Origin of the sequence: Flammeovirga sp. EKP202, assembly GCF_014534745.1 — a bacterium.
Classification (GTDB): domain Bacteria; phylum Bacteroidota; class Bacteroidia; order Cytophagales; family Flammeovirgaceae; genus Flammeovirga.
The window spans coordinates 93870-118719 of sequence record NZ_JACVVP010000008.1 but is presented as its reverse complement, the minus strand read 5'-3'; the positions used below and the strand labels follow the sequence as shown (position 1 = coordinate 118719).

17 protein-coding genes are annotated in these 24850 nt (G+C 34.4%); 8 read left to right on the top strand and 9 right to left on the bottom strand.

Going from position 1 to position 24850, the window contains the following annotated elements; all coding sequences use genetic code 11:
- Positions 1–51: 51 nt before the first annotated feature.
- Together IC221_RS06915 and IC221_RS06910 are read left to right on the top strand one after the other, a co-directional pair.
- Complete coding sequence (locus tag IC221_RS06915; protein WP_188168261.1) at positions 52–1296, top strand: MFS transporter; 1245 nt, start codon at positions 52–54, stop codon at positions 1294–1296.
- A gap of 150 nt (positions 1297–1446) precedes the next feature.
- Positions 1447–1857: an acyl-CoA thioesterase gene (locus IC221_RS06910; protein WP_044202825.1), complete on the top strand. Its 411-nt coding sequence runs from the start codon at positions 1447–1449 to the stop codon at positions 1855–1857.
- A gap of 8 nt (positions 1858–1865) precedes the next feature.
- On the opposite strand, the gene IC221_RS06905 is transcribed toward IC221_RS06910, so the two are convergent.
- From IC221_RS06905 to IC221_RS06875, 7 genes are all read right to left on the bottom strand, one after another.
- On the bottom strand, positions 1866–2978 hold the full coding sequence (locus tag IC221_RS06905) for a lipid A-modifier LpxR family protein (RefSeq protein ID WP_188168260.1): 1113 nt from the start codon (positions 2976–2978) through the stop codon (positions 1866–1868).
- Positions 2979–3014: 36 nt separating this feature from the next.
- A complete protein-coding gene (locus IC221_RS06900) occupies positions 3015–3884 on the bottom strand; it encodes a DUF302 domain-containing protein (protein WP_188168259.1) in 870 nt (289 codons plus the stop codon).
- Between the two features lie 245 nt (positions 3885–4129).
- The gene (locus IC221_RS06895; RefSeq protein WP_188168258.1) at positions 4130–5029 is read right to left on the bottom strand and encodes a phosphatase; all 900 of its coding nucleotides are present in this window, start codon (positions 5027–5029) and stop codon (positions 4130–4132) included.
- Between the two features lie 154 nt (positions 5030–5183).
- Positions 5184–6494 carry an ammonium transporter gene (locus tag IC221_RS06890; RefSeq protein ID WP_188168257.1) on the bottom strand — a complete coding sequence of 437 codons (1311 nt, stop codon included), beginning with the start codon at positions 6492–6494 and terminating at the stop codon, positions 5184–5186.
- A gap of 312 nt (positions 6495–6806) precedes the next feature.
- Positions 6807–7448: a pyridoxamine 5'-phosphate oxidase gene (gene pdxH / locus IC221_RS06885; RefSeq protein ID WP_188168256.1), complete on the bottom strand. Its 642-nt coding sequence runs from the start codon at positions 7446–7448 to the stop codon at positions 6807–6809.
- Between the two features lie 6 nt (positions 7449–7454).
- Positions 7455–9056 (bottom strand): NAD(P)/FAD-dependent oxidoreductase, encoded by a 1602-nt coding sequence (locus IC221_RS06880; protein ID WP_188168255.1) that lies wholly within the window; start codon positions 9054–9056, stop codon positions 7455–7457.
- A 146-nt stretch (positions 9057–9202) separates the two neighbouring features.
- A complete protein-coding gene (locus IC221_RS06875; RefSeq protein ID WP_156152265.1) occupies positions 9203–9973 on the bottom strand; it encodes a hypothetical protein in 771 nt (256 codons plus the stop codon).
- A gap of 437 nt (positions 9974–10410) precedes the next feature.
- On the opposite strand from IC221_RS06875, the gene IC221_RS06870 reads away from it, so the two are divergent.
- Both IC221_RS06870 and IC221_RS06865 read left to right on the top strand, forming a co-directional pair.
- A complete protein-coding gene (locus IC221_RS06870; protein WP_223241319.1) occupies positions 10411–11598 on the top strand; it encodes a glycosyltransferase in 1188 nt (395 codons plus the stop codon).
- Positions 11573–12829, top strand: coding sequence for a glycosyltransferase family 4 protein (locus IC221_RS06865; protein ID WP_188168253.1), 1257 nt, complete (start codon positions 11573–11575; stop codon positions 12827–12829). The genes IC221_RS06870 and IC221_RS06865 overlap by 26 nt, the downstream gene beginning before the upstream one ends.
- A 194-nt stretch (positions 12830–13023) precedes the next feature.
- Here the strand turns inward: IC221_RS06865 and tig are convergent, their stop codons facing one another.
- The gene (gene tig, locus IC221_RS06860) at positions 13024–14364 is read right to left on the bottom strand and encodes a trigger factor (RefSeq protein WP_188168252.1); all 1341 of its coding nucleotides are present in this window, start codon (positions 14362–14364) and stop codon (positions 13024–13026) included.
- A 629-nt stretch (positions 14365–14993) separates the two neighbouring features.
- Here tig and IC221_RS06855 point away from each other — a divergent pair.
- Together IC221_RS06855 and IC221_RS06850 are read left to right on the top strand one after the other, a co-directional pair.
- Positions 14994–17213, top strand: a complete 2220-nt coding sequence (locus tag IC221_RS06855; RefSeq protein WP_188168251.1) for a bifunctional (p)ppGpp synthetase/guanosine-3',5'-bis(diphosphate) 3'-pyrophosphohydrolase — start codon at positions 14994–14996, stop codon at positions 17211–17213.
- Positions 17214–17461: 248 nt separating this feature from the next.
- On the top strand, positions 17462–20512 hold the full coding sequence (locus IC221_RS06850; protein WP_188168250.1) for a GAF domain-containing protein: 3051 nt from the start codon (positions 17462–17464) through the stop codon (positions 20510–20512).
- Between the two features lie 80 nt (positions 20513–20592).
- On the opposite strand, the gene IC221_RS06845 is transcribed toward IC221_RS06850, so the two are convergent.
- Complete coding sequence (locus tag IC221_RS06845; protein WP_188168249.1) at positions 20593–21141, bottom strand: SRPBCC family protein; 549 nt, start codon at positions 21139–21141, stop codon at positions 20593–20595.
- A gap of 252 nt (positions 21142–21393) precedes the next feature.
- Here IC221_RS06845 and IC221_RS06840 point away from each other — a divergent pair, with 252 nt between their 5' ends.
- Both IC221_RS06840 and IC221_RS06835 read left to right on the top strand, forming a co-directional pair.
- On the top strand, positions 21394–23373 hold the full coding sequence (locus tag IC221_RS06840) for a hypothetical protein (RefSeq protein WP_188168248.1): 1980 nt from the start codon (positions 21394–21396) through the stop codon (positions 23371–23373).
- An 81-nt stretch (positions 23374–23454) separates the two neighbouring features.
- A complete protein-coding gene (locus IC221_RS06835; RefSeq protein WP_188168247.1) occupies positions 23455–24825 on the top strand; it encodes an alpha/beta fold hydrolase in 1371 nt (456 codons plus the stop codon).
- Positions 24826–24850: the final 25 nt, after the last annotated feature.

Here is a 24850-nt window from a genome sequence, read left to right as displayed (position 1 = left end):
CTACATTTTGGTAACTCAATTATGCTTTAACAATACCAATTCATTATCTGCATGGCAGTCCCAACATCAATTCAAAAAAACACTATGTACTGGCGTTTCAGTATGTATGGATTTCTTAAAAACTTAAGGTTCTTTGACCCCTTCATGATCATTTACCTTTCTGAAATGGATGTTTCATACACGCAGATTGGAACATTGTATGCTATCAGAAAATTAGTCGCTTTCTTTTTAGAAATTCCAACTGGAGTACTTGCCGATTTATTGGGTAGAAAATTGTCATTAGCAGTTTCGTTCTTTGCCTATATTCTGGCGTTTATTTCCATTTATTATTCCACTAACTTTTATCTACTAATTGTCGCTTTTTCTATTTTTGGATTAGCAGAAACATTAAGGAGTGGCTCACACAAAGCAATTATTGTTAGCTATTTAGAAGAAAAAGGGTGGATGCATTTAAAGACCGATTATTTTGCTAATACAAGAGCTTGGGCTCAATTTGGAAGTGGAATTTCCTCTTTAGTAGCCGGTTTTCTTGTATTGTTTAGTGGAGAGTTTAAAAGCATTTTCTTGTACTCAGTCATCCCTTACATTATTAACTTTTTTAATCTTCTCTCCTATCCAAAATCTTTAGATGAAGGTGGCAAAAAGAAAAAGAAGAAAGAACAAGTCAATTTCATAAAAGAACTTTGGACTGTATTAAGGCAAAAACAATTAATAAAGGTCATTACCAATGCTACTATTTTATCCTCTTTTTTAGGAGCTTCAAAAGATTTTATTCAACCGATGATGGCTACTTTTGCTTTAACGTTGCCCTTTTTGGGTTTTATAGAAGATGATAAACAAAAAGTGGGCTTAGTCGTCGGTGTACTTTACTTTGTTATATATATGATGACCTCAAGAGCCGCTATCATTTCTAAATCTGTCAAAAAGAAAATCCCACATCAAGAAAAGTTTATCACATATACTCTTATCTTAGGTTTACTCCTTGGTATAATGGCTGGTTTAATGTACGAAATCAACCTTACTTTTACAGCTATTATTGTCTTCACGCTTGTCTATGTTACAGACAGCTTGAGAAAACCTATTCTTACAAGTTATATGGCAGATGATAGTCCCACTGAAATGCTCACAACAGTTCTTTCTGTAGACTCATTTGTTCTAACTATTTTCACGGCATTACTTTCATTCATTTTTGGAGTGCTTTGTGATTTTTTAAGTATTGGTAATGCTTTAATCATTTTAGGTATCAGTTTAGTGAGTCTTTATTTTATTGTTAGGCTATTTTTCGAAAAAAAGTAATTTATCATTTTAAATACCATATAAAAATAGAACTCATTAATATCAGGACATTAAGTTTAGCCTTCGTAATTATTTTGAATATACATTCATTATTAATTCACTTTCAATTAAAATCTCCATAACTTCCCAAGCAATTTGTTCAAGAGAATTATGGAAGAAAGAATAAGAAAAACAGTTACCAGACAGTGTAGAGCGATTTTTCCAAATACATTAAATGCAAACAATACTTTATTTGGAGGAGAAGCCATGAAATGGATGGATGAAGTAGCATATATAACTGCAACAAGGTTCACACGTCAAAAAATGTTTACCTTAAAAACAGAGGATATTAAATTTCTGAAATCAATTTCACCTAACAGTATCGTAGAAGTGATTGGTAAAGTGGAAAAAGCAGACCCAATAAAATTACGCGTAATTCTAGAAATGTATTCTGAAGATATGTATTCTGACTCCAGAGAAAAAGTAATGGAAAGCGTATTTATTTTTGTTGCTTTAAATGATCACAACAAACCTGTTCGCATCGATTATAGTAGATTGGAACAAGAATTCGAATTGGTATAATACACTTTTTAAAGATTTAGTTTCAGGTTAAACCTACCCCATTTTGGATAATAAGGGGGAAATTTATCTTCTGGCTCAAAAGTAATTCTATCCCAGTTGTACTCTAAATTTCCGAACTTATATGAAAATACAATTCCCGCAGAAAGCCGATGTTGCCAGTTTGGTATCAAATCGGCTGCAATTGTATAGGGAGACGACTCAAAAGGAATAAGACTTCCTTGCATTTGCCCATCATAAGCATTAAAAATACCTCCACTTATAAATTTCAAATAAATTTGTAAAGGCTTAAAGTTTCTTGAAAGCCATGAGGTTGTTGCTTTTTCTCTCAAATTGGGATCTTCAGACCACATTGCACTAGGAAATTTCATTCTAACAAAAGGTTTATCTTGAAGATGATAAAAAGAGGAAACATTGGCTTTTTGTGTATGAGGTCTTTCTCCTTGAATAAAAAAGTCGTTAAACAGCCCCACTCTCAAATAAATAAAACCTTCAAAAGATATATCCATTGTGCCTACAGTGCCTCTTGCTCCTACAAAAGCTTCCGCAAAAGAAAAGGAAGAAATAAGGTTATGCATTAAAGTGGCTGTATAATTCAAATACAACCCATTTCCAATCTGATTATCCCAACCTGCCACCTCAGTATTGCCAATTGCTGAATGAAATCCATTTTGAAAGCTATTACCTCCCGATATTTCACCCACTACACCCACATCAAGCTTTGTCATCAATATCAAGCCTTGAGAAGGATTTAATGAGAAATGTGTGAGCGAAAGATAAGTTTCTCCACAATAAGGAATATCAGAGGAGTCTACGTCCATTCGGTGTATGTCACGAGGTGTGTACATTTTATGTACAATACCCAATTTAAATAATTGATGACTGTTGGGAAGTTTTGGTAATATTGTGTTGGTAAAATTATTATCAAGCCCTGCCCAACCGAAATGTATTCCAGTACCAAAAGAATAAAATTGATCCGTACTTTTTAAAAGAAATAGATCCTCATCGACATTCAACTCAAAATAAAAAGGATGTTTATCTTCGTTTGTCTTACTCTGACCATATACAATTGAGATCAGTAATAAGAATAATAGTAAGAGAAATAGTTTTTTAGTAGTTACCATATTTCATCATGTCCAAGCCCCTCTCAATCATCAGTATCACTCTACGGCACCTCCTAAAGTAGTTCCTAATCTATAATTGATAATCATTTGAGGAAATGTTTTAGTATCATAATAAAGATCTGAAAATGCTTCTATATCATTGTATGCAATAAAGACATCTCCATTTTCCTTTTCAAAAACCAATAATTTTTGACAAAACGCATCTAATCCTATTCTAGGTGTATTTTTCATGGCCTTTCCTCCTGGTGCTGGACCTCCAAATAATATTAAGTAAGTTGGTGGAATATCTACCCCTACTTCTTTCGACTCTTTTTGAAAATCAATATCGGCAAACATTTGAGTATCACCTTGAGAAAGAATAGCTGACTTTAAATCAACAATTGTCTGCTCAAAAGGTTTTGTAGATTGGTGGACAATCAACCCATAGTCCTCTTCAACCTTAGAGGAAAAATCTTTGGCGTAAATCGCTTCCGGGAAATTTTTGATTACTTGACCTAATTCATTTTGAAACTCCTCTACATCTTCACCTGACAGTGCATGCCTTCTTTGAATAAACTCTGCTGAAGTATAAGCCAATGTCACTTCTTGAGTATCAGGCTCCGAATACAACAAAACTTTGAAGGGTAGGTCTACGCCAATTAATTGATCTCTTTGTAGTAATTGCGCATTAATTTTTTTATCTGAAAAAATGGTCACAACAGAGGGTGGTGTATAGACACCTGCATCTTTCGCTAATCGTGAATGATCGATTTGAGTAATACTATTAAAAGGATGAATAAAATTTTTTAATTGTTCTACTTTATCATCTACCTTCCGACGAACATCCAAGGCTGTATAATCTGTAAGTTTTTCATGGGAACAACTAAAAAAAATGGTTAGTAATGAGATATAAAAATAGGATTTCATTTTCATTGCAAACGGGTTGAGACAATAGCTAATTCGAAAGTACTTGTATTAATTTAGAACGAATAAAGAAAGATCTCAAAAAAAATAACGACACAATAATCGTTTATTAAAATTATCCTATGATATACATCTAATAATCTATTTGGGCATTAAACAAAAAAGTATTCCAATTATTGAATTAGAATACTTTGTATAAATCAAAAGTCTGATAGGTGATTTTTAATTTTCACCTTCTCATAACAACTTTAAAAATGATAATCTCTATGCTTTACTAAGTAGTGCAAAATACCGTCTTTTAAACCTACCCCTGGCACAATAATATTTTCAGCTCCTACGATTTCCATACAAGTCATGTATATATTAGAAGCAGGAATAATCACATCGGCCCTATCTTCATTCAACCTCAATTTACTTACCCTTTCTTCATAAGTGAACTCCTGCAACCAATTGTTGATTTTTTTCAACTCTGCCAAAAAAGTAGTTTTATCATCACTTTTCTTTTGCTTAGAGAGATTAAACAATTTATTGATATTACCACCTGTACCAATTGCCACAACCTCTTCGCCTTCTCTGATATAAGGAGAGGATTCTTGTTTGTACCAGTGTCTAATTTGATCAAACATTGCTTCCAAATCTTCTCCACTTAATCTTCTGACACTACCCATTCGGAAAGACCTAGAAGCTACTTTCGTTTTATGACGATAGATGTTCAATTCAGTACTTCCTCCCCCAACATCAATGTGTACTACATTGCCCATAGGAATATAAGGATCCAAAGTCAAAGCAATCATTTCTGCTTCTGTAGTTCCTCTTATGATATCGATTTTAAGACCTTCCTTGTAATATATTCTATCTACGATCTCCTTACCATTTTCTGCTTCTCGCATTGCAGAAGTGGCACATGCGATGTAGTCTTTGACGTCATACAAATCAAGCAAAGTAGAAAAAACCTTCATGAGTTTTACTAATTTCTCTTCGGTTGGTCGTAATATTTTTCCACTTTTAAATACATCCTTCCCAAGTCTAAGGGGAAAACGCATATATTCTATTTTCTTGAAAGCAACTTCATCTGCTTTATCAATGTGTGTTGTTACAATCTGGAATCGTATGGCGTTAGAGCCAATATCTATAGAAGCTAGTCTCAACGTATAAAAAATTAATGTGAACAGTAATCATCTCATGTACTTGGTACATAGATGTAAAAAAATATATAAGTATTGTTAGAAGTTAAAAATATAAAAAAAAGAGGTATTACATGACGCAATACCTCTTTTTCTTCCCTAAGGATATATTTTTTTATTACATAGAGTCGAAAGATTTCTCTCCGTGATATGACTCATCAAGTCCTTCTGACTCAGTATGAGCATCAATTCTACCACCTGCAGTCAGTAAAGTACTTAACTTGAAAAGGATTGCTGAAGCTACACCTGCAAATACAATAGTAACAACAACGGCTTTCAATTGAACTAAAACCTGACCAGGATTACCGTATAATAAACCTGCTGCTCCGTTTACTTCAGGATTTGCAAATACACCTGTTAAAACAGCACCAACAATACCCACTAAACCGTGAATACCAAATACGTCAAGCGTATCATCATATCCTAAAGCTTTCTTTAATTTCACTACACCATAAAAACCAACTACACCTGAAATCAAACCGATGGCTAAAGCACCTGATACATCTACAAAACCTGATGCTGGAGTAATACCCACTAAACCAGAAATCACACCTGATGCAGAACCTAATAACGTAGGCTTTCTTTCTTCAGTCATCCACTCGATTAATAACCAAGCCATACCGCCTGCTGCTGCTGCTACGTTTGTTACTAACATTGCATTAGCCGCCACAAAATCTGCTGCTAATTGGCTACCACCGTTGAAACCGAACCAACCGAACCATAATAAAGCACTACCTAGTACCATTAATTTGATAGATGAAGGTTTTTCTGATTGCTCTTCACCATGACCGATTCTGTTACCAAGCATTAAAGCTAAAACTAAACCTGAAATACCGGCGTTAATATGGATTACTGTACCCCCTGCAAAATCTAATTCACCATCGTTGCTTAGGAAACCACCGCCCCAAACCCAGTGGGCAATTGGAGAGTAAACTAATGCAACCCATAATGCTGAGAAGATCATCCAAGTAGAATATTTTACACGTTCAATGATTGATCCACTTACGAGTGCAACTGCAATGGCTGCAAATGTACCTTGGAACATAATAAATAAGATTCTTGGAATTGTTCCTGCCACGTCAGTGATTTTGACGTCGGCCAATAAGAAAGAAGTAAAATCACCAATGTAAGCGTTTCCTTCTCCGAATGCTAAACTATAGCCAATGATTACCCATACTAGCGTACCAGTACAGAATGCAGTGTAACTCATACCAATAGTATTCAATACTGTTTTGCGTTGAGCTAAACCACCGTAGAATAAAGTTAGACCTGCAGGAGTCATCAACATTACTAATGCTGTAGCGACAAGCATCCATGCCGTATCTCCTGAATTGATTGTTGCTTCCTGAGCAAATGTTAGTGAAGGCACTAAAAATGCGGACAGTAATAAACCTAGACCTTTAAGGCCTACCTTTTTAATAGAAATCATAATAAATATAGGTGAGTGTGAGTATTTTTTTATTTCCGATGGTGCAAATTTATATAATTCATAATGATTAATACAAATCTTTACGACATTTTTTATACAATTAAGCATTAAAATAACACCTAATTATCTGCTTTTAATCATATTTTTCACACACATAGATAAAATAAAACCCTTAAAACCTAAATAAAAACACATTTATCATTTATTTGGTTCATTTTTAAACTTAATGATTGATATTTTATGTTTTAGCAATAAAAAAGGCTTAACCACAACATGTGATTAAGCCTTTTTGAATTATTTATGAAGAAAAAACTAAGGTGCAAGTCTATTTCTACCCCAGTTTCCTTGATCATCTTTCAAATATTCGATTCTATCGTGCAATCTTGAAGGTCTTCCTTGCCAAAACTCTATTCTTGTTGGAGTAATAGCAAATCCACCCCAATGTGGTGGACGAGGAACTTTTGTGATAAATTTCGCTGCATATTTAGCAAATCGAGTAACTATTACATTTTTGGAAGAGATGACACTACTCTGTTCAGATGCCCAAGCACCTACTTTACTTTTATAAGGTCGGCTTTCAAAATAAGTATCAGAAGTTTCTTCACTCACTTTTTCTACAGTACCTTCTATACAAACCTGTCTTTCCAATTCAGGCCAGAAAAAGTTTAATGCTGCTCTTTTAGACGCTTGAAGAGATTGTCCTTTATTACTTTCGTAATTTGTATAGAAAACAAAGGCGTTCTCCTCCACTCCTTTTAATAAAACAATTCTTGAAGAAATTCGACCTTCCTTATTCACTGAAGCGACATTCATAGCCGTAGGCTCATGTACTTCAGCATTGATGGCCTCTTCTAACCAAATCTCAAATTGTTGGATTGGATTATCTAAAACGTCTTTTTCATCTAAATCTTTTTGGGAATAGTCCTTACGGATATCTGCAATTTTAGATTTCATCTATTTTTATTTTAATGATGCGTCTTTTACGCCACAATATAATTCTGCTATTCTATTGGCACATAGTTCTCCATCCATAGCTGCTGATGCAATACCTCCTGCATATCCTGCTCCTTCTCCACATGGGAAAAGTCTCTTTAATGCCACGTGCTCACATGATTCTTTCTCCCTTGGAATTCTCACCGGTGAAGAAGTTCTACTTTCCACCCCAACAATTTGGGCTTCGTTGGTCATATACCCCTTCATCTTTTTACCAAAATCTTTGAAACCAAATTTCAATCGGTGAGCAATCGCTTCCGGTAAGACTTCTTTCATGTCAACTGATAACAAACCAGGTTGGTAAGATGTTTCATTAAGGCTTGAAGAAATTTTACCATGTACAAAATCAGAAACACGTTGAGCCGGTGCAACTTGAGTACCTCCAGCTACCTCACAAGCTCTCTTTTCTACCGCTGCTTGAAATTCCATAGCTGCAAGGTTACCATATTTCTGAATGTAATCTGAGAAATCTTCATCATCTACACTTACTACAATGCCTGAATTCGAAAATTTAGAATCTCTTCGAGAAGGAGACATACCATTCACTACTACTTCACCCTCGGCTGTTGCAGAAGGTACAATAAAACCACCTGGACACATACAAAAAGAGAAAACTCCTTTCTTCTGTCCTTTATATCCAACTTGCGAAACCAATGAATACGCTGCCGCAGGCAAATATTCACCTCTATCTCGATCATTCAAGTGATATTGAATTTTATCGATTAAACCTTGTGGATGCTCAATTCGAACGCCTAAGGCAAAAGGCTTACGCTCAATTTCAATTTCCTTTTGATCTAGCAGTCTAAAAATATCACGAGCGGAATGACCCGTCGCTAATAATACTGCTTCACCCGTAATTTGATTCCCACTTTGTGTCACTACACCTTTGATTTCATCTCTTTCAAGGATAAAATCTTCCACACGAGTTTCAAAGTGTACTTCCCCTCCTGCATTCAAGATACTTTCTCTCATTTCTTGAATTACTTTCGGTAATTTATTTGTACCAATGTGCGGATGAGCATCTACAAGAATTTTTTCAGAAGCGGAGTGAGCGACAAAAATCTCGCAAATTCTCCTGAAATCTCCTCTTTTTTTAGAACGCGTATATAATTTACCATCAGAATAAGTACCTGCTCCACCTTCACCGAAACAGTAATTAGAATCAGCATTGACTATATTCTTCTTATTGATATTTGCCAGGTCCTTTCTGCGTTTCTGCACATCATTTCCTCTTTCAATGACAACTGGCTTGACCCCTAATTCAATCAATCGTAATGCTGCAAATAACCCAGCTGGTCCTGCTCCCACAATCACTACTCTTTTGGCATCTGCCACATTAGGGTATTCTTTTTTGTAAGTGATATTTAATGTAGGCTTCTCATCCACAAAAATTTCAGCCTCTACATTTACCTTCACCTTCTTTTTTCGAGCATCAATAGATCGTCTTGTCATCCGAACCACTACATTTTCTGCATCATTTAGTCCTTCTTTTTTGGTGATAAACGCCTTAAAATTCTCATCATCGAAAGCAACGTTCGGAGAGACAACATATTGAGATACTTTTTTCATTTAATGTCTGTTCTTTATTTTTAAGAAAAAGATTTCGCAAAATTAAGGAATGCAATCTTATGAAACAGCATGCACAACTTCATTAACAAAAAAAAGCAGGCAACTTTCGCTACCTGCTTTCTCTTATTATTTCTTTCAGTACTGAATTAGTCAATTTTCTCAGACAATTCTTGTACTTTATCATATGCATCCTTACGACCTGCCTCAAAAGATTTTTTATACAACTCTAATGCCTCAGCATAAGTTGCTTTCTTTTTCTTAGGAGCCAATTTTGTTCTTTTAGCAGCTTCTTCTAAAGCTTCAGCTTGAGCATAAAATGCATCAGCTTCAGTCTTTTTCGCTTGAACCATCAATTCTTGAATTCTATTTTCAAGTAAAGACAATTCTTCTTTTTTCTTTTGAATTTGAATCTCTTTATCAGAAAGCTCTTTTGCCTGAAGGTCAACTGTCTTAATTAACGCTTTATTTTCTGTTCTGTATTTATCAACCTGCTGTTTTAAATCAGAAATTTCTTGTGTTTTCTGATCTAATTGCTGTCTTAACTTTCTAATCGTATTCGCGTAAGCACTATTTTTAGTATTTGCTTTAGCTAAGCTCGCTTCCATTTGCTCCATACGATTTTCAGATTCTTTCATGTAAGCATCAATCGCACGAATTTTTTCTTCATATGTTTTACCAGAGATACCTCTTTCCATATCAACATACAAAAGGTTTCTTGACACATCAATAGAGTCAATCAATGCACCTACTTCGTCTAATGTCTGAGCTGCTGCTTCAGCTCTAGCCAAATCTTCCTGAAGTTTTGCATTTGTAGCTTTTAGTTGATCATTTTCTTCTTGCATGCCACAAGACACAAAAAACAATGCAATAGCACCGGAGAAAAAGAATGAAAATGATTTTGTAATGTTATTTGTCATTTTTACGATCTATTTTAAATAGCTAAAAAGCATTAAGTACCTCACCAAAAGTAATATCTCTATTTTCATACAATTTTCTATGAGGCATGCTAGTGTAAACTTACAAATAGTTTTCTCATCTTAAAAATTTACATTAATGCACACAAAAAATTCCCTCAATAAATAGAAATAGATTAACTTTGACCCAGTACTCGGCAAAAGTATATGCTTTTTGAAATGTATCAAAGCAAGATTGCACTTTTCATTTTTCTAAAACTAAAAAAGACAAGCTTTAATTCTTGATTTTCACATTTTTTGGAATTTTTATACATATATTTGTGCGATGATTATTAAAAGTTTAAAGTTTTCACTCTGTTTTATTAGGTAATCACCTACAACATTCCTAGAGTCCCATTTCTTTTTTTAACACTTTAAGTAGCTTATCTTTCATTTCATTGATGAAAAAAACAAAAATTCTTAGAATAATTGCTAGACTTAATGTCGGCGGCCCTGCGATTCACACTGTTTTACTCACTGATCAATTACAAAACGAAGAATTCGAATCGAAATTATATGCTGGCCCCGTACCTAGCAATGAAGGAGATATGTCTTACTTGGCTTCTGAAAGAGGAGTTGACGTAAATTACATACATGAATTGCAACGAGAATTATCGTTAAAAAATGATCTCAAGGCACTTTTCCAGATTTTAAAGGTCATGTTGAAGTACAAACCTGATATTGTACACACACATACCGCAAAAGCAGGATTTATAGGCAGAGGAGCTGCATTGCTATATAACATTATTTCCAATTCAAAAACCAAAACGGTTCATACATTTCATGGGCATGTTTTCCATGGATATTTTTCTCCTCTAAAGACAAAACTATTTCTTTTTATAGAACGAAGCCTTGCTAAGAGTACGGATAGAATTGTCACTATAACAAACAAGCAACAAGAGGAGATTTTAGGATTTGGAATAGGAAAAAAAGAACAACATAGTATGATTCCTTTAGGTCTTGACTTGAAGAAATTCTATGTTAATAAAAATAAAGATTTTTTACATGAAACTTATTCAATACCAAAAAACAAGAAACTTATTGGTATTGTTGCACGTTTTACACAAATAAAGAATCTCGAAATGTTCATTAGAGTCGCTTCATTAATCCATGAAAAAGACACTAATACTCACTTCTTTATGGTAGGCGACGGAGAGGACAGAACTCACCTCGAATCTTACTGTAAAGTGAATAATGCTTCAAATTTTATCACTTTCACCGGCTTTTTGAAGAATTTACCGGATATTTATGCGAGTTTGGATTTAGTTTTGCTAACTTCAAATAATGAAGGATCACCTGTTTCAATTATTGAAGCCATGACAAGTGGCACATCTGTTGTTTCAACTGCAGTCGGCGGAGTACCTGATTTATTTACAGATTTTGGTCAAAATTATCTTGTTCGCACTAACGATGATGAAGCGATGGCTTCAGCATCACTTGATATTTTACATTCCGAAGACAATAACCATCGTTTTGTTACAGAACATCAAGACAAAACTTACAAGAAGTATAGTTTTGATCGATTAGTACAAGACCTAACCGAAACGTACAAAGAGTTAACTTATGAATCAATTAACATTATTGCTTAGCCTAGTATTAGGTGCAGTTATATCTTTTTTAATCACTAGGGCGCTTATTAAACAAGCTGTAAAGTTTAATATAGTTGATAAACCTAGAGCTGATCGTTTCCACACCAAGACTACTGCTTTAATGGGAGGCATAGGCATTATGATCTCCTTTATTATTGTCTCTACTATTATAGAGATCTTACCAATATGGTGGTCAGCACCTGTTACAATTGGTATTCTTTTAAGCGTTAGTTTTCTATTCAGAGACAAAATCAAAATTTCATATGTATCTAGTACACTTACCGTTATTACAGCTATAGGTAGTATTTTTTACATGTATGGAATGGAGGCTTTTGAACAAAAAGCCTTGTGGTTATATTCAGGTTCTTTGATTATCTTCTTTACAGGAGCTTATGATGATAAATCAAAAGCTATGGAACCAAAAGTGAAATTATTTTTCCAATTATTAGCATCTTCGATCGCTATCTTCATTGTTGGATCAGTATCTTTCTTACCACCTGTAGTGAGTCACCTATTCACTTTCTTTTGGATTATTGGCGTAATCAATGCCTTGAACCTCGTAGATAACATGAATGGCTTATCCCCAGGATCAGCTGCCATCGCTGCACTATCATTTGGTGTATTATCAATTATCTATTTCCACAACGAAGAAGTAGCGTTAATCAGTTTAGTGTTAGCCGCTGTATTGTTCGGGTTCTTACCCAATAATTACCCTAATGCTAAGATTTTCATGGGAGATTCAGGAAGTATGTTTTTAGGGTATATGCTTTCTATGATCGGAGTGATGCAATCTTGGACTGCTACTACCACTATTGATATTAGTATCATAACTCCTATTTTACTTTTGGCTTACCCTATTTTTGATGTCACATTTGTAACAATAAATAGAATTAGATCTGGGAGACCTATTTATGTAGGTGGAAAAGACCACTCTTCGCATTTACTTGTGAAATTTGGTTTATCACCAGCAAAAGCAGTACTCTTTTTCTACTGCCTATCAATTATCACTGCAGTAATCTCTTATTATATTAACACCTTAGACTTAGGTTATGCAGGATCAGCTTGTGCAATCATACTTTCAACATTCTGTTTATTAGGATATACCTTAACAAAGTTACATGACAAAGAGTATATGCCTTCAACTAAAAATGGAGAACAAGAAGATACAAATGATAATGTGGAAGTAATCACTGTTCCATCTCAACGCAAACCTTACAAGAAAGCGAGATAGATCACAAAAAATATTCAAATAGATAAAGTGGCTGAGATTCTGTGTAATCTCAGCCTCTTTTTTTATAAAAAATAGCGACAAACAACACTTAACAAAGTACAATACATTATCATTAAATTATGCTTCTCAAATAACAAAAAAAAGGGGACACCTATGATAGGTATCCCCTTAATTTATTTCACAAAAAGCCCTAATTACTTAGCAGCTTCTTCGTTTCTCTTTGTCAAGAACTCTTCGAATTGTTTCAAGTCTACTTCTTCAGCAGTTAAAGCAACTTTTTCTTTTAGTGCTCCAAATACTTTCTCGTTGTAAACTTGCTCATAAGTTTGCTCGAAATACTTACCGTTTTCAGCTTGTAAGTAGTTTTGAACGAATCCAGCCATTTGCTCTTCGTCCTCACCCATGAAGCTACCAAACTGAGCTTTGATTGCAGTTAAAGCAGCAGCTTCAACATCCTCTTTCTCAACTTTGATATCGTTATCAGTGAATACTTTATCAGAAATTGCTCTCCACTTTACAGCTTCTTCGAATTTCGGAAGGCTCTCACCTAACTCTTCTTCTTTTGCTTGAGGATTGTTCTGTAAGTAAACTTTCTTCACTAATTCTGCAGGCAATGAGATTGAAGTTCCTTCAACAACTGCATTTCTTACGTTGTCGTTAGTTACGTTGTCAATTGCTTGAGTATTTACTTCAGCAATAGTATTCTTCAATTCAGCTCTGAATTCTTCTTCGTTTGATACTTTATCTGGACCGATTACCATATCAAAGAATTCTTGATTTAATTCAGGCTCCTCAGAACGAGTGATTTTAGTGATTTCGATTGTGAAGTCACCTTTATAAGCTTCCGCTTCATCTTTATCTCCACCTAAGAATAAACGAAGACGGTTGTTATCTTCATACATTGTCTCAATGTCTAAAGTCACAACGTCACCTACTTTCTTTCCAGAGAATTTTCTTACGTTACCTGTGATTAATTTGTCGTCAAGATCAAATGCTGCACCTTCTTTTTCGAAATCACCTTCTACTGATTTGAAAGTTGCAGTAATCAAGTCACCTTTTAAAGCTTTCTCTACGTCTACTTTCTTAGGGTAAGACTCTTTTAACTTAGCGATTGTGTTTTCAACATCTGCATCAGTTACAGTTAAGTTGAAAGTTTCAGCTTTTAAAGCCTCTAAGTTTAAATCAAACTCAGGAAGTAATAATTCGAATTCAACAGTTTGTTCTGCTCCAAGTTGCTCAGGAGTAATAAAATCTCCTTTGTACATTGGTTGGAAAAGAGGTTTGATACCATTGTCATTCAAGTAAGTGTCAACAGCTTTTCCTACAGACTCGTTGAAAGTCTCCATTTTCAACTGCTTACCGTACATCTTTTGTACCATTGACATTGGCACTTTACCCTTACGGAAACCTTTCATATTTGCATTTTTAGCATATTGCTTCAATCTGCTCTTATATTCTGGCATGTAATCCGCTTCAGCAACAACTACTGAAAGTAAACCGTATGAGTTCTCTTGTTTATCTAATTTGAATTCCAAAGTTCTATGATTTTTGGTGTAACAAAACTCTAAATAAAAATAATTTCTTGTGTAGAAATCATATAATTTGTGTGTTGAACTAAAAAATCATTGATTATAAATTCAACAACCTCCTACCCTCCACAAGACTAGATTTCAAGACAAGCAAAATCACTAAAACACTGAAAAACAAAATGTAAAATAGCAATTTAGCTCTCTCCATCTACTTAAAATGAATCATAAAAACACATATCCTCATTTTAAGCGATGCAAAGGTAATCAACTCATTATTAAAATCATCGCACTTTGCCTAAAAAAATGCAAACAACTGTTATAAACAAACCTATTAATAGTAAGGAAATTGAGTGAAAAACAAGCAGTAAAATTCCTGTTTTTTAAAAGGAAAACACCTCCAAAATTACCCTATATTTATCCTAGTTTTAAAACAGTATTAACTAAAATAACCATAGCACCAATTTTTAGGATTCTTGGAGATTAGTTCTTAAAAACAAGGGAAGAAAAGCACTTTCTTAGTATTATGTAGGTATTATTGCTTTTTTTTTGCAACTTAAATTTTCAAGTAAAAATAGTACTATACTATTATTACTTACAACTGAGATTGAATCTAAAAATTGTTGGGAGACTTGAAGATGAATATCGATCTAGAAAAGGAAAGAAGGGAACTATTATCAATGTACGCAAATCTTTTGCGCAAGGCACGTCCTTTCTTGAACGATAGTGACGATGTAAAAAACATTAAGAAAGCATTTTTGTTTGCTACAGACGCTCATAAGGAAATGAGAAGAAAGTCTGGCGAACCTTTTATATATCACCCTGTTGCAGTAGCTACTATTGCTACTGAAGAAATTGGTTTAGGGACTACTTCCATTATGGCAGCACTACTACATGATGTAGTGGAAGATACCGATCATACCATAGAAGAAATTGACGAACATTTTGGGCCTAAAGTAGCACTAATTGTCAATGGCTTAACAAAAATTTCAGGAGCAGGTAAAAAAGGAGGCTCGTTACAAGCAGAGAACTTCAGAAAGATGTTATTGACAATTTCTGAAGATGTAAGAGTGGTATTAATTAAAATTGCCGACCGATTGCACAACATGAGAACGCTCATGTCAATGCCTAAGGACAAGCAATTGAAGGTAAAAGCCGAAACTGAATATATCTATGCCCCTTTAGCACACAGATTAGGCCTTTATAATATCAAATCTGAATTAGAGGATCTTAGTTTAAAGTATTCTGACGGACCTTTATATGATGAAATCACGAAAAAACTGAAGGAATCAGAATCGGCAAGGGTTCATTTTACAGATGAATTCAAGACCCCTCTTACAGAAACTTTAGACAAACAAGGTTATAAGTATACGATTAAGTCAAGAACCAAATCAATCACCTCTATTGCTAATAAAATGAAAAAGCAAAAGGTGCCATTTGAAGAAGTTTTTGATTTATTTGCCATCCGTATCATTTTTGAAAGTCCAAGAGAAACTGAAAAATCTACTTGTTGGCACATTTACTCCATTGTTACCGACTATTACACACCAAATGTTAGTCGATTAAGGGATTGGATCAGTATGCCGAAGTCCAATGGTTATGAATCATTACATACCACTGTAATGGGACATAATGGCCATTGGGTTGAAGTTCAGGTTCGCTCTAAAAGGATGGATGAAATTGCCGAAAAAGGATACGCTGCACACTGGAAATATAAAGAGCAAGGCCAAGCCAGTTCAGAAAAAGGTATTGAACAATGGCTAAATGAGGTGCGTTCTTTGATGGAAAATGACAAGGTGAACGCTGTTGAATTCCTCGATGATTTCAGAACAAACCTTTTCAATAAAGAAGTTTTTGTGTTTACACCAAATGGAGATTTAAAGGTTTTCCCTTTTGGTGCGACTGTACTAGACTTTGCATTTGATATACACACTGAAGTTGGAGCCAAATGCCTTGGAGCAAAAATCAACGGAAAACTTGTTCCATTGAGCTATCAACTGAACAATGGTGACCAAATAGAAATTCTAACTGCAAATCAATCAAAAGCCAATGAAGGTTGGTTAAAAATTGTTAGAACTTCAAGAGCTAGAGCAAAAATAAAATCTCACTTAAAAGATGATCGAAAACGAATCGGTATGATTGGTCGTGAGATTATTGATAGAAAGTTCAAGCAACTGAAAATAAAATATGATGATAGAGTAGCACAACAACTCAGAGACTTCTTTAATCTAAGCAGTGAAAGTGATCTTTATTATCAAGTGGGTGAAGGAATTATCCAACACAAGGAAATCAAGAAGTTCAAAGAGCATCTTGACCACACCAACAGTGTAAAGAAGAAGAAAATTGTTCCTGATTCTGCCAAAGAATTTAAAACCAAAATCAAGGAAGTTCGCAAGAGCAATGATGATGATGAATTGGTGATTGGTGAAGACATGGACAATGTACACTATTCTATTGCCAACTGTTGTAATCCAATTCAAGGTGATGACATCTTTGGTTTCATTACTATTAATAATGGTATTAAGATCCACCGAACAAGCTGTCCTAACTCCGTGGCTATGATGGCTAACTACGGTTACAGGATCATCAAAGCACGTTGGGCAAGTGAAAAAGAGGCTTCATTTATCTCAAAAATCGCAATAGAAGGCACTGACCGTATAGGATTAGTGAATGATGTTACGAGAATTATTACCAGTAGAATGAAAGTTAATATTCGCTCTATTTCTATTGAATCAAATGACGGCATCTTCAGAGGAAACATAGAGATTTCAGTGAAAAACTTGAATGAATTTGAAAAAGTAATTAAGGAAATATCTGATATTGACGGTATTATAAAAGTTACTAGAAAGGACGATTAAATTCCTTTTTGCATAAAAATATTCAACAAATCATCTTAGCGATAGTATCATCAGGTACTATCGCTTTTCATTTTATAACGTTAATAAACTGTACCTAAAGGTGAAAAATTAGTACTTTGGAGATAAATTTATTAAATTTAAGCCGGTGTAATACAGTTACATTCAATTTGTTGCCCACTTCAATTAGAAGCTCGAACAATTGTCTACACTAGAAACTTTTTGAGGTTACCTTATTTTTTCATTTGTCTATGAAAACAGGATATTTAGATCAAGCATTAACAATATACCAAGACCTTTCTAAAGAACTCACTTTAAGCGGGTTATGCAGAAAAGTAATTGAATTAACCAAGTCCAAGACTATAGCAGAGAAAGTTTGCATCATTATCAATGATGATGATAATTTCATATTGAAAGCTAGTGGTTTAAGAAGTAATGACGAAGTATCATTTATTGAAAGTGATCACTACGCCTATGCTGATCAATTGCCATTGACGGTATTAAAACAGTTAATTTCTAGCAAAAACCCTGTTGCAGTAGACCTTAGCAAAGTTGGAGAGAAGGTAAAAGAAGATCCATATCTTAAAAAAGCTTCTCCATCTTTCTTAGATTTCATTCCTTTAAGAATAGATGAAAAACTCATTGGTTTCTTAATGCTTGAGCAGACGCAAGAAGTAAACGTTACGGCAGAAAGCCTTAAGTTTATTCAGGTTATTGCACCTCAAATTGCCATTTTGATCCAAAATTTAGCTCAAAATGTACCTTCTAAACCTGTTTCTAGCACACCAAGCAAAAACAACACTTCTAACAAAGACGGAATTCTTTCGAAGGATGACCTTATCACTCTAGGTGAAATTGGACAAGTGATTGCAACTACCTCTTCTATTGAAGAAATGGTGGAAACGGTTTACAATAAAATCAACACCATCGTTGATGCCCAATTTCTTGATATTGGGGTTTTAAATGAAAAAGAACAAAGATTAGAATTCCCTGGCTCGTTTGAAGATGGAGAAAGATTACCTTTCAACTTCTGTAGTTTAAAGGAAGAAAATAGATTAGCTACCCTTTGTTACAATACACGAAGAACAGTATTTATTAATGACTTTGACAAAGAGATAAAGGATTACATCCCTAACTATGTCAATACCGCACCAAGAATTGGTAAGAAGGTAAAGTCAATCATCTATGCTCCTATTATGGATGAAAAAAATGTAATAGGAGTAATGACTGTTCAAAGTTCGAAAAGCAATGCTTATACAGAATCAGATGTTTATCTGATTAGAAGTTTAAGTTCATACCTTGCTATTGCAATTGACAATTTACAATTATCAAAGCAATCTAAAGTAAAGGATGAAACACACCTTATCACTACTAAAAAGCAAGAAGAACAACTTTCAAAAGCCTATACAACTTTAAAGAGTTTAGGTGAGATTGGTCAGGATATTACCTCCAACTTATCCATTGAAAGAATTGCCTATACAGCCTACGAAAGTTTAAATAACTTGATCGATGCTCCGCTATTCTCTATCGGTATTTATAATAAAGATAGAGCCGTAATGGACATCATTGCTAACATTGAAAATGGTGAAAAACTACCACCAAAAGCGATCTCTTTAAATGATGACAATAAGTTATCAATCTTATGTTTTAAAACATTAAAGGAGATTGTAATCAATGATATCATTTCAGAATACACAACACACTTACCAAACGCAAAACTTAATACAGACAACTCTGAATCACTACCAAAATCAGTGATTTACTTGCCACTGATCGGTAAAGAGGGAACTTTAGGTTTTATCACTGTACAAAACTACAGACTGAATGCTTTTGCAGATACAGACCTTAACGTATTAAGAAACATTGCGATCTATATTGGTATTGCCCTTGATAACGCCCTTACTTATGAAGGACTAGAGGAAGTTGTATCTGAAAGAACCGCAGAACTTCAACAACAAAAAAATGAGTTGGAGGAGAACAAAGATAAAATTGAACAATCTTATAAGAACGTACAATTGTTATCTGATATTGGTCTTACACTTTCATCAAGTTTAAGTACTGATAACGTAATTGAAACAGTTTACGAAAATGTGAATAACCTAATGGACGCCACTACTTTTGGTATTGGTATTTATTCGCATAGAAAACAACATATTGAATTTATTGGTGCCATTGAAAAAGGAAAAAGACTCCCTGAGTTTATCCACCAAATGAACGATGACACCAAACTATCTTCTTTATGTTTGAGAGATAATAAGGAAATCGTAATTTCTGATATCACTACAGATGTTTACGATTACATCGATACGCAAGAAGAAATAGTAACAGTAGGTGAAATGCCTTACTCTATTATTTATCTTCCATTGAGAACAAAAGAGAAATTAATTGGTGTAATTACCGTACAAAGTTTTAAGAAAAATTCTTACTCGGATTTACAAGTAAACCTACTTCGAAATATCGCCGTATTATCTGCGATTGCGATTGACAATGCGGTACAATACGAGAAAATTGAGAGACAAAAAGAAGAACTTCAATCTACTTCTCAGAAAATCACTCAATCTATCAAATATGCGAAGCAGATTCAAGGTGCTATTCTTCCTAACCGTACTTACATCAAGAATATACTTCCAAACTCTTTCATCTTCCATAAACCTAAAGATATTGTATCAGGCGATTTCTTCTGGTTCCATGAAAGTAACCAAAGAGTGTTTATTGCAACAGTAGACTGTAATTCAAATGGTGTACCTGGTGCAATGATGAGTATCATTGGCACCTCTTTATTCAGAGAAATTGTAGAAGTAAGAAACATTACTTCTCCTGATGAAGTACTTGATGCAATGAATGAAAGAATTACAATTCATCTGAATCAAAAAATCAATGACAACCAAGATTCACTAGACATCTCTCTTTGTGTAATTGATAGAAAAAATAACACATTAGAATTTGCCGGAGCCAATACTTCTATGGCTAGAATTAAGGATGGTAAATTCTTCATTATCAAAGGTACTCCTTCTTCTATTGGAGGTAATGGAGACGAAGAAACTTTCTTTAACAAGCATACCTTTAATTTAGATGATGATGCTGAATACTTCTTATTCACGGACGGTTATCATAAACAAATTGGAGGGGAACATAAACAAGCTTTCGGCAACGAACGTTTCTTGAAAATGCTATTTGATAATAATTCGGTAGATATGTCTAAAAAGAGAACTGCTGTACGTAGAGCCTTTAACGATTGGATGGATGACGAATTAGTTCAAACTGATGACGTGCTTGTTTTAGGTTTCAAAGCCAATGAGTAAAAATCATTTTTAGTAATATGAAAAAGCTTCAGAATTTTGAAATTCTGAAGCTTTTTTTGTTTTCGGAAAATCTGTTCAAACTATTGCAGTTCTGATGATTTATGATCTACCGCTTTTTTTAATTCTTCCAAAGCTGCTTTATATTGTTGACTCACTTGAGCTTCATAATCAGCCACAAAAGCTATCACTCTTGTCACTAATTGAAAACCGAAATCTCCCTTCTCTTCCCAAGTAACAACTGTACCTTTTTCACTATCTTCTAAGATAAATACCATTTCAGAGATAAATGTCCCTTCGTTTGTTGACATCTGAAGTTGTACTTTATCATAAGGCTCTGAAGACAATACTCTCAGCTCGGCACTTGATCCATCGTAAGACTTCCATGTATGAGTAGCCCCCACTCCTTCATCAGGACCAAGATATTCTGGACTTAACCTACTTCCCTCTTCTTCCAACTTAAACGCCCAATCATTCCACTTTCTTAAATTTTCGATGTAAGGAAAAATATCTTTGGCAGGAGCATCGATATACACATGTTCTTTCACTGTATATTCGGAAGGCAATAACATTGCACCCCCTGCAAATAATAATAAAACGGACAATACCCCTAAAGAAAAATATCTAATCATTATAAAATCAAGATCGAACCCTATTAATCAATTAAAATAACTACAAGAAAAAGTAATTGGAATGAGTAAAAGACTTCGAAAATGAAAGACACTACCTACCACTTAATGAGGTACTTTCATCAATTTCTCTTTACACTAATAATCCAGATTACATTTATCTTATGATTAACTTTCTACAAAGTTAAGAATGCACATTAATATTCGAATATAAATTTATTAAATTGCATTACTGTTTTTATTTAAAGTTACTCAATGAGGCAATACCGCCACCTTTTAATAGTTTTATTCATAACTTTTAATCTTTCAAAACTATTTACTATTGAAGTAAATGCTCAAGTACAAGATTCTACTTTACAAAAGGTAAAAGTGAAAGCTTATGTCCCTATTGTATTGGGTGATTCCGTCTATAAATTTACACATGACACCACCTTATTCTTACCTCCTGACCTCATCAATCAAGATTCTGCAGCAATACTGCAAACGGAAGAATTTTATAACAAACTACATAAAGTACTAGGCAAAAACAGACTTACAAAAGAGCTTTCCAATCTTCTTTTAGTAAAACAGAGACAAGAGGAAGACTCTGTAGATATGGCCCCTGAAATATTGAGTACAGGAATGTGTTTTGAAGGAAAAATTGTCAGGAGTATTACTTATGTTCGGTTACCTCCTTTTGGCGCTGAGGTCAAAAAACCGTATCCTATCATTACCACAAGGGTCACAAGGGCTGCTAACAACCTACATGCAAAAACACGAGAAAGAGTAATTGATAAAAACATTGTTTTCAATGTTGGTGATGCGATAAATGACGACGACTTTTATGACTCTGAACGTTTACTTCGTGCATTGAGGTTTATCAAAGACGCCAACATTTACGCCTGTAAAGTAGATGATTCTTATATAGACGTATACATTGTCACGCAAGACCAATGGACTATTGGTGTCAATGGTAGCTATCAAAGTATTAATGATTTTGAAGTGGGCTTATTCAATAACAACTTTGCAGGAACAGGTCAATACGCTTATATCGGAGCTGTTGTAAAAAGTGATGAACCAGAACCATTAGGCTATAACTTTGAATATCGTTTTCAAAACATTAACGGTAGCTTTATTGACCTTGATATCATTTCCTACAACAACTACTTGGAATCTACTTGGGGTGTAAGTGCTTATAAAGATTTCATTACTTCAAACACCAAAACAGCTGGTGGCTTTGAAGTCGAAAACTTTAATAGATTATACGGTTATACCACTTCCGATAGTGCTTTTATACCTATGGATAGTACTGACCGATTTTGGGAACCTTTAGAATATACTTACACAGGCGCTTGGTTTGGGCGTTCATTTCACCTGAATCAATCGAGAAATGAAAATGTTACTTTTAGTGCAGGAGTCGACAAAGTCTACCTATTTAAAAGACCTGAAGAGGTAAGTAAAGATACCTTATATCAATTCCACAATAAGGAACATTACGCATTTAGTATCAAGATTAACCAACGAAACTATCGAAAAATGAGTTATCTGCAAGGATTCGGTAGAACGGAGGACGTTCCTTACGGATGGTTGGTCACACTCACAAGCGGCTGGGAAAACAATGAATTTTTAGGAAGGCGACCTTACCTTGGAATGGCAATAGACGCAGGACAGTTTACCCCTTATGGCTTTTTCAAATTAAGAGGTGAAATTGGCTCCTTTATAGACAATGAATACAGACAGGAAGTTTTTCATATCAACTTCAGTTACTTCTCCAATCTCCTTGCCATTAGGGATAATTTCTTCCGCTTATTACTCGACATTGATATGATGGGAGGAGAAGATCGAATACCTGGAGATTTTTTATACTTTATTGATAATGATGTCTTTTCTAACTTTCAAATTAATAGGTTTTCAAAAAAAGGCGTAAAAAGATTACAGCTTAAGCAAGAAAATATATGGTTCACTCCTTTATTTCTCTATGGCTTTAAGTTCGCCGTATACCAAAGTTTCCAAGTTGGGCTATTGTCTGACCCTCAAAAAATATCTATTTCGAAAGATGACATCTTCACTTCATTTGGGGCAGGTATAAGAACTAGAAATGAAAATCTTGTATTCAATACTCTGACATTAGACCTAAAATACTTCCCTAATGCAAATTTCGACAACAGCGCATTTCAAATTTCTCTTACAACGGTCATTGATTTACCACTTCGAGACTTCAAACCTTCAAAACCTAGATTTTTGAAATTTGAGTAAACTAAAATGCTCCACTTTGCATTATAACTTCACATAAATGATTTTTTGAATGTATATTCACCATAAATAAACTGGAAAGTAATGGCTATTGATATCATACAAAAATATACAGATGAACAATCTAACTTCATGGAGTTAGAAGGCATGAAAGTTCATTATAAAGTAGAAGGAGAAGGTTTTCCTATTGTACTTCTACATGGCACTTTTTCATCATTACACACTTGGGACAAATGGACTGAAATTCTGAAAGAAAACTATAAAGTCATACGTCTTGATCTTCCTGGATTTGGACTCACGGGCCCAAGACCTGATAGAACCTACTCCATTGATATCTATATTAACTTCATCAATAATTTTCTAAAAAAACTTGAAGTCAAAAAGTTCTATCTCGCTGGTTCTTCATTGGGAGGTTGGATTGCTTGGGAATATTCTCATCGATTCAAGGAACAAGTCAGAAGACTAATTCTTCTTAATGCAGCAGGTTTTAATGATAAAGATTCGATTCCTTTACTTTTTAAACTAGTTCAAAACCCGATTATTAAAGAATTCAAAATGTTTCATGGGTTTGCGGAGTATTTGAAAGCCCCAAAAAGTTTTATAGAATTCTTCCTGAAAAACGCTTATGGTAATGCTAAAAGAGTGGATAAAGCAACGACCACAAGATACCATGAGATATTTTCGAGAAAGGGAAATAAAGAAGCTTTTTTAAACATTGCCAATAGTTCTATTGAAGACCACTCTGATCTCATCAAACAACTTGACACTCCAACATTAATCATTTGGGGTGAAAAAGACAGATGGATTCCACTCGCCAATGCTTATAAATTTCAATTTAGTCTACCGAATTCTCAACTGATCATTTATGAAGGTGTTGGCCATGTACCTATGGAAGAAATTCCGGAGAAATCTGCGAAAGACACTTTATCATTTTTAGAAAATACCACTTTTGACAGTGGGGTAAAAATAGAAACAAGCTACTTATGTGATCAATTCAGAAAGAAAGTAAAAGTTGCTTCTGGCAAGTTTGAAAGAATTGGAAAAAAAGTAGCCTTTCATGGCCAAGTAGTTTGTCTCAAAACCAACAATCCTGAATTGGTTTTAGAGCGTGTAGGTGAAGAAAATGGCAAAGGAAAAGTATTAGTAGTCGAATGGCAAAGTGAACAATTAGACGCGCTTATTGATGAGGAGATTGCTTATGCACTTTTACATAAAGAATGGGAAGGGCTTATCACCAATGCCAATTATAGACATACAAATGCTCTCAATAAAATGAGAATTGGAATTTTGGCCAATACCTGCTACCCCATGAAAGCTTTAAAAAATGATGAACCTGTTGAGATCTATCTTCACGCTAACATCGGTGGAATAGAGTTAGTAGATGGGAATTACATTTATGTAGACGAAGACGGGTTAGTCAGCAGTGATTACAATTTAGTGGACTGGGAACAATAAAAATAAGGGAAGAAGTGTCGTAAAC

Bases quoted from the DNA above. Each gene is read 5' to 3' on its own strand.
- IC221_RS06915 (WP_188168261.1), top strand. From the start codon at position 52: ATGGCAGTCCCAACATCAATTCAAAAAAACACTATGTACTGGCGTTTC.
- IC221_RS06910 (WP_044202825.1), top strand. From the start codon at position 1,447: ATGGAAGAAAGAATAAGAAAAACAGTTACCAGACAGTGTAGAGCGATT.
- IC221_RS06905 (WP_188168260.1), bottom strand. From the start codon at position 2,978: ATGGTAACTACTAAAAAACTATTTCTCTTACTATTATTCTTATTACTG.
- IC221_RS06900 (WP_188168259.1), bottom strand. From the start codon at position 3,884: ATGAAATCCTATTTTTATATCTCATTACTAACCATTTTTTTTAGTTGT.
- IC221_RS06890 (WP_188168257.1), bottom strand. From the start codon at position 6,494: ATGATTTCTATTAAAAAGGTAGGCCTTAAAGGTCTAGGTTTATTACTG.
- pdxH (WP_188168256.1), bottom strand. From the start codon at position 7,448: ATGAAATCTAAAATTGCAGATATCCGTAAGGACTATTCCCAAAAAGAT.
- IC221_RS06880 (WP_188168255.1), bottom strand. From the start codon at position 9,056: ATGAAAAAAGTATCTCAATATGTTGTCTCTCCGAACGTTGCTTTCGAT.
- IC221_RS06875 (WP_156152265.1), bottom strand. From the start codon at position 9,973: ATGACAAATAACATTACAAAATCATTTTCATTCTTTTTCTCCGGTGCT.
- IC221_RS06870 (WP_223241319.1), top strand. From the start codon at position 10,411: ATGAAAAAAACAAAAATTCTTAGAATAATTGCTAGACTTAATGTCGGC.
- IC221_RS06865 (WP_188168253.1), top strand. From the start codon at position 11,573: ATGAATCAATTAACATTATTGCTTAGCCTAGTATTAGGTGCAGTTATA.
- IC221_RS06855 (WP_188168251.1), top strand. From the start codon at position 14,994: ATGAATATCGATCTAGAAAAGGAAAGAAGGGAACTATTATCAATGTAC.
- IC221_RS06850 (WP_188168250.1), top strand. From the start codon at position 17,462: ATGAAAACAGGATATTTAGATCAAGCATTAACAATATACCAAGACCTT.
- IC221_RS06845 (WP_188168249.1), bottom strand. From the start codon at position 21,141: ATGATTAGATATTTTTCTTTAGGGGTATTGTCCGTTTTATTATTATTT.
- IC221_RS06840 (WP_188168248.1), top strand. From the start codon at position 21,394: ATGAGGCAATACCGCCACCTTTTAATAGTTTTATTCATAACTTTTAAT.
- IC221_RS06835 (WP_188168247.1), top strand. From the start codon at position 23,455: ATGGCTATTGATATCATACAAAAATATACAGATGAACAATCTAACTTC.